This window comes from Segatella baroniae B14, assembly GCF_022024235.1.
Classification (GTDB): domain Bacteria; phylum Bacteroidota; class Bacteroidia; order Bacteroidales; family Bacteroidaceae; genus Prevotella; species Prevotella bryantii.
The window spans coordinates 986,893-1,001,675 of record NZ_CP091800.1 but is presented as its reverse complement, the minus strand read 5'-3'; the positions used below and the strand labels follow the sequence as shown (position 1 = coordinate 1,001,675).

The 14,783-nt window shown below is 40.9% G+C and carries 4 protein-coding genes; 1 reads left to right on the top strand and 3 read right to left on the bottom strand.

Annotated elements, in window-relative coordinates; translation table 11 throughout:
* Positions 1-43: 43 nt before the first annotated feature.
* A complete protein-coding gene (locus L6469_RS14150; RefSeq protein ID WP_006281416.1) occupies positions 44-295 on the bottom strand; it encodes a hypothetical protein in 252 nt (83 codons plus the stop codon).
* Positions 296-638: 343 nt separating this feature from the next.
* On the opposite strand from L6469_RS14150, the gene L6469_RS14145 reads away from it, so the two are divergent.
* On the top strand, positions 639-1,511 hold the full coding sequence (locus L6469_RS14145; RefSeq protein ID WP_006281415.1) for a hypothetical protein: 873 nt from the start codon (positions 639-641) through the stop codon (positions 1,509-1,511).
* 79 nt (positions 1,512-1,590) lie between these two features.
* Here the strand turns inward: L6469_RS14145 and L6469_RS14140 are convergent, their stop codons facing one another.
* Together L6469_RS14140 and L6469_RS14135 are read right to left on the bottom strand one after the other, a co-directional pair.
* Positions 1,591-2,319, bottom strand: coding sequence for a hypothetical protein (locus L6469_RS14140; RefSeq protein ID WP_143067233.1), 729 nt, complete (start codon positions 2,317-2,319; stop codon positions 1,591-1,593).
* A gap of 64 nt (positions 2,320-2,383) precedes the next feature.
* Positions 2,384-14,770, bottom strand: coding sequence for a T9SS type A sorting domain-containing protein (locus L6469_RS14135; RefSeq protein WP_143067234.1), 12,387 nt, complete (start codon positions 14,768-14,770; stop codon positions 2,384-2,386).
* Positions 14,771-14,783 lie beyond the last annotated feature (13 nt).

The following is a 14,783-nucleotide window of genomic DNA, read 5'->3' as shown; positions in this document are numbered from 1 at the left end:
TATTAATGCTAATGGGGATTATAGATAGAGCTATTTTAATAGCTTAGTCAGTTAATTCTGGGTACTCAGTAAGCAGATGTTCCATCAAGTCATTCAGGTTATCTTGTAAGTCGATATTATAATTTACGACAAGAGAAACTTTTTTGTCTTTTACATTAACGTGTAATGTTCCTAATGCTTCGTTGTACTCTACTGGCAAACGGATATCTCCAAAAACAAATGCGAAGTCTCCGCCTTGTTTTATAAAATTGTCTATTTGTTGTCTGATTGCTAATTTTTGTTGATGAGTTGCCATGATTTTATTTTATTTCGACGTGCAAAGGTAGTACATTATTTTGAAATACGATAGTTTTTCGTGCAGTAACTTTTGCGAAGAAGCTTCTTTTTTGCAAGAGTCATAATTATCATTTATTGGTATAGTTTAATTCGTCACAACGTAAGTAAATAATTCCAAAATTCCTCCTCTATCGTAACGGTTGTTGTATAAAAAATCATAATTATATGCGTTTTTGTTATTAATATCAGTAATTTTACTATACCTTTGTTGTAGAAAGAAAATTTGTTTTTGTTAAAAAATTTTTAGTTATTATTCCTATATTATTATTTATTATTCATTTAAAATTAGGAGAGTTATCGTTATGAAAAAAAGTAAAATTAGTGTAATGAGCCTCGTTGTATTAGCAGGTTTGACTATTGTCGGTTGCAAGGATAATAAAGCAGAAGCATTGCAGAAACAGCTTGATTCTCTTGCAAATGTAGATAGTCTACGTGCTGAAGATGTTACCTCTATGGCTCAGTTTATTCAGGTTATGAGTGATGGTATGGACAGTATTGCTGCTCAGGAAGGTATTGTTCGCAAGTCTTCTAATCCTGAGGGAAAGCGTATTGATAAGGAAACTTTAAAGACTCAGTTGTCTACCTTAAATGATATCGTTAAGCGTCAGCGTGAGCATATCGCAGAGCTCGAGCAAAAGCTTAGCAGCAGTAATTCTTCTTATTCTCAGCGTGTGAAGAAGTTGATAGCTTATTACAAGCAGCAGTTGGATGAGAAAGAAGCTAAGATTGCTGAATTGCAGGCAGAGTTGGACAAGAAGAACGCAGATATCGCCAAGTTGAATGATGATATCACAGCTCTTAATACCACGAATACTCAGCTTAATAATACGGTTGCAGAGCAGCAGACGGTTATGAATGCTCAAGATGAAACGATTCATGAGGCTTATGTGCAGATTGGTACAAGTAAGGAGCTGAAGAATAAGGGCTTGTTGACTGGTGGTTTCCTTGCAAAGAAAAAGATTGATGTATCTAAGTTGAAGAGTGCAGATTTCAGCAAAATTGATATCCGTAACTATAATGATATTAACTTGAATTCTAAGAAGCCTCAGATTATGACTCAAATGCCTGCAGGTTCTTATGAGATTACTCAGAATGCAAATGGTACTTCTACTTTACACATCAAGGATGTGAACAAGTTCTGGAGTGTTAGTAAGTTCTTGGTTATTAAATTGTAATTCAATATATTATTTTTTTTATTTAGAGGTTCGACTTTTTTAATAAGTCGAACCTCTAATGTTTTTCTAGTAACGCTTTTTATTGAGCCTGTTTTACCTGATAGTTGGCTGTTATCTTAACGATATGAGGCAACTTCTCAAGATCGTACCAGCGTCGTGTCATAAGATGACTACGATCTTTTATTTTTTTCCACGACTTGGGCAAAAGTGGTAGTGTATTATGCCAGAGTATATCATTTTCTCCTACGTGGATAGCCCAAATGGTCTCTCCGTCTGTTATGCAGGAATCATCTTCGCGTATCTTATATTCAGCTATCGTTTGCATGCAATGTTCGCATTCAGGATTATAGAAGAATAGGGTAATATCACCTTGTAGAGGAGTCGTATAGAGTGTAGAATCTCGTCCTTCTTCATCAGTATATTGAAAGTCGAGAACGACATGTCCCCGTGTGTCTCGTCTGAAAAATTCCCAGAGTTTAGGATTGTATACAGGTGATTCACAGTCGGTTAAGTACCGATGACTTTCGTCTAATATGAAGTCGATGGCTTCTGGATATGGGGATGCTTCTTGAAACAGGTTATTGATGGCATGTTGCTTGTAATCGTCATCCTCAACGTGCTGCAAGAGAAAGAAAAAATCTGCCAAATATTGTTCCTGTTCTGCAGATTGGGCTATATTTTTATCTGAAAAATGGAAGTGCTGACAGTATTTGATGAGGTCTATTGACTCTAAATCCTGTGCCTGTATTTTGTTCGAAATAGTCAGTAGAGTAAACAAAAGAAATAAAAGGACTGATTTTTTTTTCATGATACCCGTCGAAATGTTCATGGATATATGGCTATTCATAACAATGAGCCATCGGCCCGTGAAATCACTTTTGTGATTTCACGGCGATGGTCTTGGTTGTATTTTTAACTTTCACGATGTATACACCAGGATGTAGTTCCTTGGTATATTCGTTTTGTACCTGGTGAGCATGGCTGTAGAGTTTACCACTGATGGTGTAGATATTGACATCTTCTGCACCTTCGATACCCTTAACATGTAAGGTCGTATTTTCTACATATATGCTTAATGTACTGCTAGCCTCAGCAGTCTTAATACCCGTAGGTTGCATGCCACCAAACTTAATAGCAAGACGGTTGTCGTATGTACCAGCTTTGCTGATCGTAAGCTGGTAAGCATTATCTTTAAGATCGGTAACAGTACCCGTTGCATGGTCTATGAGCCATACATTACTAACTTGATCAAAAGCATCAACCTCAGGTAATGATATCGTATAGTTACCCGTTTTTGCAGCTTTGATACCTATACCCAATTCCTGTTCAACCGGAGCTTCAGGTACCCAGCTCATACGTGTGCCGTCAGAAGCGTTTGCATAAATTTCTGGTAGGGTATCGTTGATGGCATCCCATTTTACACCACCGTTACCAACACTGTAGGTAATGCTTGTGGCTTCAGCAGATGGAGCCATCTTAACAGCATCTTTAGTACCATTCTCTGCCGTTAGCATGATATTTGGCTTGGCAGCAGCCTGTGTTGGTTCTTCTGGGTTTATAGGCAGGCGGAAGGTAACTTTTTCGGTATCACTTTGAGTTGCGGTCTGTGTAAAGTAGCCGTCGCCCATCGTTATCTCAGAACCTTCTTCCCAGCTTGGGAGAGTTACCATCTGGTCTGCACTCTGATATGTACCGTCTTCACTGTTTACGCCATAGAGCACATGTGGAATGTGCATCTGGTACTTGCCATTTTGACCGGTAGCAGTATTGTAATTACTTACCAAGTATGGAAGTCCGATAAAGTTCCATCCCATATTTTCTGCTCTAGTAAAGTGAGCCGTTCCACTACGATCTATCGTGTTATGCTGTGTAAGAATAACCTGCTTATCGCTACCGTCTTCCTCGTAGGCAAAGCTGTTATTATTCTTGGCAAATGCTGTCATTCGAATGGTCTGATCTTCGTTGAGAGAGCGGCCATAGTCTATCATCCATCCTTCTCCAACTTGAAGAGGAGTATCGACATGCACATCCTCCCAGCATGACGAATTTTCAGCTTGATATTCGTAGTTCCATGCAGAGCGAGTTTCGCCATTGTAGGTTTTAACCACAGCATTGGTGAGATCGAATTTACTTAATGTGATATTACCATCTTGACTAGATACCACATTTACATTATCCCAATAGTACTCATTGAATGGAAGCGACATGAGTTTATAGCGATCACCCTTTTTGAGAGTCTTCTCAATAGCGACATAGCTTGCTCGTATCACGTTACGATTACCATAGAGAGAGGCACTGTCTTTGAGGAGTAGATAACTTGGCATGAATGCGTTGTCGGCGTCAAAAATAGGAGTTTCACTCGCATTCTTGTTGAAATTGAATCTTGCCCCTCGCCCGATATACATGACACTACCCGCATGTGGATAGAAGTTGCCACCGTAATTCTTGGTATAGGTACGGTAGCTGTCATCATCCTCAGTGAGATTAGCCTCTGTGTTTGTGGTGTTTTCGGTATAGACATTTTGATGGTCAGAGATGTTCCATACTTCAAAAGCACCAATATCAATATGGTTGGATGTTTCACCCTCCTGTTTACCGAGTAGACGTGGATTACCTAAGATATCACGGTCTGTTGCAAAGTTTACTGCATCGTGTGAGAAGTGTTTGTTGCCGATGATAAGTTCACCACTTGGTGTGGTTATATTCGTACCGGCATTAATCATGCTGCTCGCTTCGTGCAACTGATAGTAATAGGTAGGATAGATTGTATATGCTGTAGGTTGATGAGCATAAAGGGTATTATCCATATATGGAATGAACGGATTCACCTGGCTTGCCGTATTGCTGGTGGTGAATGTTCCGTTTCCATTCTTTTCAGCTGATGTGCCAGTAGCAGTGTTCCACATCAACGTATTGATGACCTCACCACTCTTATTGTCTACAGTAATACCATCTGCCTGGTTGGCAATAATGGTATTGTTGAGCAGTACACCACCCTGATTGTCCACGAGGGTCGTTGCCGTATTGTTATAGATGAGAGAGTTATAGAGCAAACCATTTTTGATTCTGATCAGAGCTTCACCCTTGTTCTTATTGTTTTGTATAATAAGATTGCGAAGAGTGGTACGATCATTATCAAGTTCGATAGCCGGAGTTTCAGCTATGCTGTCATTCTCGATGATAAAACCATCTATAATACTACCCAGAATGTTATCTTTATTATTGACCGGTTCCGTAATGAGACCACGTATACGGGTGGCATTAGCGCTGTTAGTTTCAGATGCCATACCACGACGGTCAGCCTTGATATGATTAATCATGTCAGTGATTGCATTCTCCTTCTCGTTATCTTGCATATTCAGCGTATCACCCAGTTCTATGAGAGAATGTATGCTTCCATACAAGTTTACACCGTCGCGTATAGTCAACTGTGGTTCAGTAGCCTGACCATTTACCAGGACGTATGATTTCTTTTTATCCGTATTCAGGTGTACATAAAGTGTAGCACCGTCAATGATATCCTGTAAATGTCCGCCACCGAATGCAGAATTCCAGCTCTTACCATCTTGTACTTCAGGATTGAATGCCTGATTCTGCTTTACATAATATATGCGCTGCAGGTCAATGACATTTTCGTAAGCACCACGTTCCATACCTTTACCATTGTAACGGCTGAAGGTACCAGAGAGGTCTGTTTGGTGTTTAAGATCAGTAACGACAGAATCCTGAATGGCTTCATCGCTCATACCCGTAAAATTACGAAGTAGCGCTTTTTCTGCAAAAAGTCGTGCATTTGCGCGGCGGCAGGTATGGTCGGCAGGTCTAATCTTAAAGTTGCAATCTGCTGCATTGCTCTCGAATGGGGCAATGAAGTTAGGACCATATAGCACAAGATTATTATTATCACCCAAGCCTACATTGTAGTAATGTGCCTGGTCTTCTTTTGTGTTCTCGATACCATATACGGCATTATAACTGTTATATTCAGAACCCTCATCTATCTGGTTGCCCGTATGTGTTAATTCATACTGTTGTGCATACTTGGTAGAAGCAAGAGTATCATCCTTCCAGATAATACAGTTATGCAGTTCACTGGTATAAGGACCCCATGTCTTGTTTTCTTCGTTTGAATTGAGCGTGTAAGTATATCCAGACTCAGAAAGCTGTGTGTGACCTCCGTTGAGTGCGAAGGTACAGTTGGTTATCTTGGTATCAACAGCTTTTACAGGGATACCGATATTTGAGTGGAACAGACTGTTGTAGATAAGTGCCTGTCCGCCACCTGTACCAATAGTAACCGCTGGAGCAGCTGTCGTATTGCCTGGTATACCATTCTCACGGAAAATACAATTCTTGATAATCAGTTTAGGATCATCATTTTCGTTCGGGTTAAGTGGAATGGTGGTTTTTGTAGCCGTTTCGGTCTTACTCTCCGAACAATATTGGTCCTGATAGTTAATAGAAGAACCGCCACTTGTACTTTGTCCTGTATTATTAATAAAGGTAATACCATTAATGGTAATCGGTACGGTCTTAAAGGTAGGGCGCGTTATTTTATCCTCCTTCACATCCATTTCGGTCTCACGGTTTTCCACATCTACGATATTCAAGATATGATTCGTTGTGCTACCATAGATGTTACCAGGTTTAAAGATAACCTGATATGTTTCCGGATTCCATTCTTCGGCTTCGGTATTCCATCCACCATTAATAGTAAGACTCTTTATACCATAACCGATACCCGTATAGACAGTATCTTTCAGTTCGATAGAGTTGTTGTTATAGTTACCCAGTGCGATTGTGTATCCCAAATTATCGTTCATCACGTAAGCTGGAGAATATGTACCGGCTTCGATATTGAGCACTTTAGGATGGTCGTTTCTACTCATTAATAGCACCTCTATTGCACGTTGCAAGTCTGAGGTAGGGGTCTTCCAAGTTTTACCATCGTTCTGACCGACGACTTCGCTAGGAGCCACCCAGATGGTATCTACTTCGTGGCTATTATTCAATGCTAGAATCGTATGCTGATATTCGTACAGACCCATGTCGATATAGTCATAGTTGAGACCTTTTTTATGCAATGGATCATTAGAGATACGTTTGTTACTTTCGTTCAAGTCAGTTTCTACATTGCTATATTCCATATAAACCTCGTCGCCCAGTGGCACCAAGGTAAGGTTACTATAGCGGTTAGTGAGACGTGACCAGTAGTTATAATACCCACCACCAGCATAAGAGCCATCACTATTTTTGATGAATTTACCATTTTCATCTTGTTCCAGGTAACCCCATCCGTTATCACATAAGTTGTTAATACGAGAGAGCATCCAGTTACATTGTTCCATGTAACCATCTGCACCTGCTTCTACGGTAGGTTCCTTAAAGTTAGGACCATCTAGAGCATCGTTGTCGCTATCGAGCAGTATGTTCATATCATACTGTATTACGGTACCGTCTTCCTGTGTCTCTCTTAATTGAGGAGCGATATCCTGGAAGTTTCCGGTAAAGTTGATACGCTTATATTTTGGATCGAGAGTACGATTCGGAGTGTGAGCTTGACCGCTTTCAAAAGCATTAAAGAATATAGAAGGTGCATTGTCGACACCTTTCCACTCCTCAATGTTCATGATTGTTTTGAGCGTATCATTGTTTTCTGTAGAGATTTCGTTACCCCAGAACACGTTATTGATGGCATAGTGGTGGATATTGTCAGAACGGTTAGGAATAGAGTTGAAGATACAAGGATATCCTACAGATTTGTTGCGTACGATATCGGTATTCATCATATAGATGGCGGATTCGTCTCCCAACCAGATGGCACCACCATAGCCCTGATATTGATTAGCATTCTTATTGACGGTCTTTCCGTTATGTAATGTTACATCATCAGCGTTTATGGTGATAGCAACATCTCCATATAGTGCTTCGTTATTGGCCAACAGACAGTTACCCATTAATAAGTCTGAGTTGGACGCAATAGCTCCACCGCCACTGTATGATACATAACGGTTATCCGTATTAGCAGTTGAACCACTAGGACCGACAGTTGTATTCTGTACAAATTCAGAACCACTAATATAGAGTGTACCATTCGAGAAGATGGCACCACCCTGTATCGCATTATTGTTCTGGAAGATACAGTTAGCAAGGAGTACAGCTTTATCACGCAGACCACGTTCCATAGCATTTGTTTCGATAGTACGTGTCAACTTATGCTGTTCGTCAGAATTTGCGAAGACAGTAGTCTCAGGGTTTCCATCAATATACATACCACCACCTCGGAAGTAGCCATTAAGGTTGTATACTGTTGTATCAGTATATTCACTGGCGTTACCATTGGTAACCTTTATGCCATCTATGATGATCATACGACTCATCATAGACTCCTGGCTTTCCTTAGTACGGTCTAATGTGGTTTCTCCATTGGTAAGGTTTGTGCCTGTAAACATATCAGGCGATTTACCCGTTTTGGAATCATCATTGATGATAGAGATAACATGGTTCACATTACCTGGAGTATTGTCGTCGATAGTAACTTCACCACTCAGGGTGGTTTGAGCAGCCATTTCCCAAAGCTCATAGATCGAGTTCTTGTTGAAATCGATATGCTCACGAGCAGCGCGGATACTATCTGTGGTACACCCTTTGAGGGTATAGGTATTTTGATTGCTTGTGATGGTTATATCCTGTCCTATAGTGCTGCTCTGGCAGTACATATGGTCATCTTTTGATACATCAATACTACCGATTATCGTAACCTTTTCAGGAATGAGGAAGGTATTGCCTCGGGCTGAAGAGTTGTTACGGTCGATATTGGTGTAAGGAAAATATCTACCTTGCGCCAGGAAAATTTCAAATCGTGTATTGTTGATATTGTTTATCGAACTCTGTCGGGCTTTGGCTACATATTCCAGGGCATCGTCAAGGCGTAAGAACGGATTGGCAAATGAGCTGCCAACCTGTTTATACATCGTATTGTCAGATTGCTGCCATGCAATAGCTCGTTGTGGTTCTACATATTCTGTATGGGCCACAAAGAGTCGTGTCATCAGATTGTCGGTGGTAATGTTTTGTGACGTGTAGGTCATGAATGCATAGTTGACCACACGTGCACCAATTTCGATATATGAATTGCTCTTCACGGTCCATGGATTACCATCGTAATCTGATCGTTTGGCATTATAGTCGGATAAACTTACTGCCATACGTGACAAACCATTGATGTCAAGAGAGTCGATGCTTGGATAGCTTTCTTGCATTCGGCGGAAGTTGGCATACGACATACCACCTCGGGTAAGCTGTGACAGTACCTGTAATGAGTAGTATTTGTCGTCGTCTGTGTTATTCCACCTTACACCTTTCGTTTCGTCAGCATCAACAGATATATTGTTTGATCCGTCTGCTATCTGGTTGGTAATAGCACAATAGGTAACGGGATAGATATCACCTTTCAAACCATTTGTTGTGGTGGTAACACCCGATAAGTCAGCCTGGTCGTTACTAGTATTAGCCCAGTATACACTGGAGTTGGTACGGAAGTTATTGAGGAAGTAGATACCACCTCCACGAGTAGTAGCGGTATTATTGACGACCGTAGATGATACTACATACGGGTAACTCAAATACGCATTCTCACTCATGTCGTTGTTATCGACGACAGCGATACCACCACCATAATCAGCCGAATTATTTTCTACAATACAACCGATTACGAGAGCACGTTTTTGCAAGTAAAGACCGCCACCTTCTGTTAGTGCATTGTTATTCTGGATGATACAGTTCTGGATCATGGCATAATTTGGTATGATAGCACCACCACCGATTTGGTCTTCTGTGTTGATACCATTGGCAGATCCATCTTCAATATAGAGTCCATCAAGAACAGCTCGAATATTGGGTTGTTCGATATTCTGGATGGTATCAATCAGCGTTGTACCATAGGTTTCTATTAATTTCTTGGTGATGGACTTCGGAGTTACACCATCATCCTCATATTCCAGATTTTGATTGATATCAAATACATGATCCGTGAAGGTTACGGCATGATAACTCTGCGTGACAATGTTTTCGCTGGTATATTTTGCCGACAGTATGGTACGGTTGTCAATAATGTTACGAGAAGCAAAATTATCCGTGTCAAGATAGCCTCCCATCACTTTTACACCACGTGGTACGATGATAGAGAAGTTACGCGGATTAATGGTAGAGTAGTTCTCTTGAGTCGTACGGGTTGGATAGTAATGACCGTCAGGAATGCTGGCGAGTTTTACGGTTACAGCAGAAGTAGGGTTTGCATATTTATATCGACCAGCAGCATCGAGTATCTTCTGTAGTTTCTGCATACAGGCTGGTTCTGTCAACGTACCTTTGGCAGTACCTGCACCATTCTCTGTTACATAATAAGTTGCAGAATTGCCTTCTATTACAGGAGAAATTTCTCCAGTACCATCGTATTCGTATGCACCTTTGTCAATTTTACAATCTTGTACACGGTTAGCTCCAGTAATATCTTCTATAATATTGAATTTGCTATCCATTTCGTCTGCCCATTCATCAGCACCCATGTTGATGCAATTATTGGCAACATCGCTTGCGCGATTGATGCTATAATTATTGTCTGATGAACCATCTGGGAAATATGGATAGTTGTATTCGTTAAACAGATTGGCATCATAACAGCTTTGGCGGTAAGCATCTACATACGCGGCCTCGTAATATTTAGAATTGGCTTCAGGCACACCATTATAGTCGATATTCTTGGTATTGTATACCAAGGTGGAGTCTGTTACCGCAGAGTGACTGTTGTTTACACCTTCTATGGCAAAGTAGGTGGATGGAGTAGAGTGGTAACAGTTATGTAAGAAACCGGTAACACCGATAGAGGCCTGCCAGTTTGTACGGCACAAGTTGTTATAGTTTTCGCCTGTGATACCATAACCTGCATTTCCCCAGATGATACAGTTATAGAACTGTGATGCATTAGCAGCCCAACCGCTACCTTTATTAGGATTAGAAGCATCGTCCCACACACCAGGGGCAGCAGCACCAGTAAAGTTGCTTCTTACATTGAATCCATTGTTATATGCGATGGTACAGCTATATAGGCTACTCTTACTCTTGATGTAAATGCCTTGTCCAAGAACACCTGAACCGACATTTGAATAATTTTCTACAATAAGTGAATTTACAATATCGCCACCATCCATAAGTACTCCTACACCGCGAGCAGGAGTAGATACATTGGCTACAACACTACCATCAAGAGAACTGAAATCGATAACATTGTTGCGTATAATACAGTTGAGTACTTTACTTCCACTTGTCGTAGCAATACCGGCACCACCATATTCTGTACCACCTTTAGCGTTCTTGTACTTACCATCAACCATATTATAGATACGGCTTGAATTGTTATCGTATTTGATGGATGTCGTCGATTTTTCGATGCCATTTTCGCTGTCTTTGGTGTAGATTGTAATCTTAATAACTTTATTGCGTACATTCTTAACCAGATACTGGGTAGGGTATTGCATCTGCATTAAGTTATCCTTAATCAGACAGTTTTTCAGTGTACCATTACTCATAAGGTTTACACCCACACCCGATTTCCAAGAAGGTTCACTTTCGTTATAATGTCTGGTAAAGTGACCTGTAACATTTTCAGTGATTTCCTTCACGATTTTCGTACCGTAAGTACCATGGCTCCATGCACTCGTGAGTGTATCTACGATGACTTCATTTTCAGATATAGTCATTTCATCAGCTATGGCAGAAGCCCATAAACCATTTTGTATTGTAAATCCTTCCCAGATAGTCTCTTTACTAAAGTCTTCTTCCTGATTCAGTACTCTACCGCTTCTGTCACCATCAATAATGGTCTGGTATTCAGGGTCTTCGTTAGAAATATTTCGTTCGTTTTCTTCTTTTCCTGGATTACCATAGTTCAGGAATCCGCCATATACATTGACGCCTTCCTTCATGGTAAGGTTTTCATAATACTTACCTGCAGCAACCCAAATGTCTTGTCCGTATGTGGCACGTTCTAGGGCTGCAGAGATAGTCTTGAGCGCAGAACCCCAGCTGCCACCGTGAGCATTATCATCCACACCGTCTGATTCGCGAACATAGATTACCTGTCCGTTTTCAGGGAGTGTATTGTTCTCGATAGCACCGGCATCAGGAGCACCACCGATATTTCTTTTATTTACAGTAGTAAGGTCGGTAGATGTGGCATTACTGTCATCAGTAGTTGCCGCATTCACCATCGGGTTCATATCTTTAGGCATGAAATCAGGAGCACCACCATACATAGTAATATTATCCTGATTATGTCTTGCGCCTACAGTTTGAGTAGCGTTCTCAAAGTGAGCATAGCTCTTGATGTCGTTGGCATCGGATCCCAATACTTGTTTAATATTGGTCATATCCATGAAACCCGTCGGAATTGTTATCGTCTTGTCTACGATGTTATTATTACCGATAATGGTTTTCAGGGTCGTATTTTGAGAAGTTGCTAATGGTGCGATGTAGTTTTCGATATCGGTTATGTTTACCGAGTCGGTTACATTTCCGAATATAGCGCAGTTGGTTGCATTGATCGTTCCTGAATATCCACGAGCTTGCATACTTTGCAATGGTATACCTACATTGTTAACTAATGTACAATGGTCCATCACGATTTCTGCATTACCTCGGGCTGTTACGATACCTGTGCCAGACTGGTTGGTATTGTTGTTGATGACGCAGTTAAGAAGTTTAGCACTGATATGACAAACATTTTTAAGTGCGACATTTCCATCGGCACCATCATCTTGGATTCCTGTATAATAGAATCCATTAGCAAAGACAGCTGCACCCGATTCTTCTGCAACACAGTTTCGCATCGTACAGTTTCTTATCTCAATGTTGTCCATGTTCACACGTCCCGTAGGTTCGGTATTCGTGTCATAATTGACATTTGAGATCATAATGGCACCGCCACTTGGCAGTGTGTTGTTTGAATTGATAGAAGTAGAATTACCATATTCCAGGGTAAGTCCATCTACGATCACGTCGTGTACGTTATTCAACTCCATGACATGTACACTATTGGTATTAAATCCCTGGTTAATATTATTGGCACTTACAATAGTTTTGTAATTCAATGGATTACGTGCATAAGTAGTTTCGTTGATGGTTTGCTGGGTATTTGTACCAGTTAATTCAGAAGGATAACCACCAAATATGCGCATGTAAGATTGTGGTCGGAGAGAAGCTGAGCGGAGCATATTATTGACATACGAGCTTGGTCCTGTCGTGTTTATGCTACCTTCTTTAATCAGGATTTGAACTTTCTGCGTATTGTTGCCTTTGTCTGAATATTTCTTTTGGAAATAGTTAATGGCTTCACTGACATTGGTTAATGGTGATTCCCAACTTGTTCCGAATATAGATCCAGGGATAATGGCATTGAAATTAGGGTCTACAAAAATAGTAGGTATTAACTGACCATTGTCGCTTTCTTCAACAGAAGCCATCATAATTTCACGGGTTTTACTTTCATCGCATTCCATGGCTCCGCAAGAAGAAATCGGGTAGAGAGTACGACCGCGTAAGTCGCTTTGCACCTGTGCATGTAAGATGATCTTATTGTAAGTAGGGATATCTTGTATTTGTACAGCACGATACGCTAAATCGGAACGAGCACTGATACGCCAGTCTGTATACACGTTGTTAGGTGTTTGACCATTCGCACCGACGATAGAAGATGGGTCCATAAAATAAGGAAAATGTCCTGAAGCAGTGGTTGATTCAGGATAATTACCCTTTTCGAGTGATAGTACATTATCTTTATGGGTTCCATTCCAGTTGGTGATATCGTGATTTGCAATAGCAGTATAGGCTACTATTGGACGGTTCACCTTGGTGTTTTCATCGGTTGTTTCCTGTATGTAAGCCGCATATTGTATATCTGTATTCGTACTACATTTATTGCCCCAGATAACGGTGTTATATACAACGCCCATTTTGTCTATATATACACCACCACTTCTACCGTATCGGTGATTCTTATAGGTTACATCAGCACCGGCGTTTTCGTTTTCTGCTACAGTACAGTTTACGATGACTCCACCGTTGCCGATATTAACACCACCGGCTTCTGTAATAGATGTATTGTTGGTGATGATACACGAAGTGGCATATCCTGCATACTGGTTTCTGTCATCAGTTTGCCAACTCAGTGGTACTCTGTCATTTTCGTGTGTAATATTTAGGCCACCACCCATGCGGGCAACATTTTTCTCGATATAGCTCTTTCGTATTCCACCTTCCCATCCGATAGAAACACCACCGCCCATTCCGTCGGTGATACCTGAACCGATACTCTGATTCTCTACGATGTGGCAGTTTTCTACCAGACCGCCACCGTCTAGATATACGCCACCACCCTTTATAGCAGCACTGTTGTGAGTAACAATGCAGTTGCGAAGGATCGTGTTCTTTACCATATATACACCACCGCCATAGCTATTATGGGCTCGTATGTCTGACTGTTTATTATTGGCGTTACCGTCTTGTATCGTAACACCGTCTAGACTGGCACCATAGGTATAGGCTTTACGGCGGTTTGTTACTTTTTTATGTGTACTGGTTTCCTCATCCGTTTCTTCACCGGCAGTACCAAACCATACGACGTGATACGAACTGCTAGGATATCTTGTGTTATATTTTTTTTCGGTATCATTCCATTCAAATGTCACTTCACCAACACCATGCTTACCTGTAAAGGTGGTCGGTGTCTTAAATGACCAGTGTGCAATATCCGATCCGGTACCAGCAGCGTCAAGAGCGTCTCTTTCACCTACTGTAATGGTATTGTCAGCATTTTTTTCATCTACTAATATACGCTCTGCAGGAGTAGATTCAGGGTTTTGTGGATTAAAACCACCATATACATGTATACCGTCATAGATATTAATAGCGGTATTCTGTATAGACGATGCCTCTTTCTCTGTGGTTTCAAGTGGGGAGAAAATGGCACTGTCACCACCCATGACATATATGCTGCCCGACGTGACATTCGGGTTAGCTTTCATGTAGTTGTGTAGACTATTGATGGCATCCTGTACGTGTGCATAACCTGTGGCCCAGGTTTTACCATCAGTCATTACATTTTTTGATTTGTTGCTTGGATTAACGTATCTTATTGTATCCGTTTGTGCCCATCCTTTTAGTATAAATAGCGCAAAAAAGGTAAGGAGTATATATCGTTTCATATTGTTCTATCCG

What these genes read in the sequence shown, in the direction of transcription:
- L6469_RS14150 (WP_006281416.1), bottom strand. Translation starts at nt 295, where the DNA reads ATGGCAACTCATCAACAAAAATTAGCAATCAGACAACAAATAGACAAT.
- L6469_RS14145 (WP_006281415.1), top strand. Translation starts at nt 639, where the DNA reads ATGAAAAAAAGTAAAATTAGTGTAATGAGCCTCGTTGTATTAGCAGGT.
- L6469_RS14140 (WP_143067233.1), bottom strand. Translation starts at nt 2,319, where the DNA reads ATGAAAAAAAAATCAGTCCTTTTATTTCTTTTGTTTACTCTACTGACT.
- L6469_RS14135 (WP_143067234.1), bottom strand. Translation starts at nt 14,770, where the DNA reads ATGAAACGATATATACTCCTTACCTTTTTTGCGCTATTTATACTAAAA.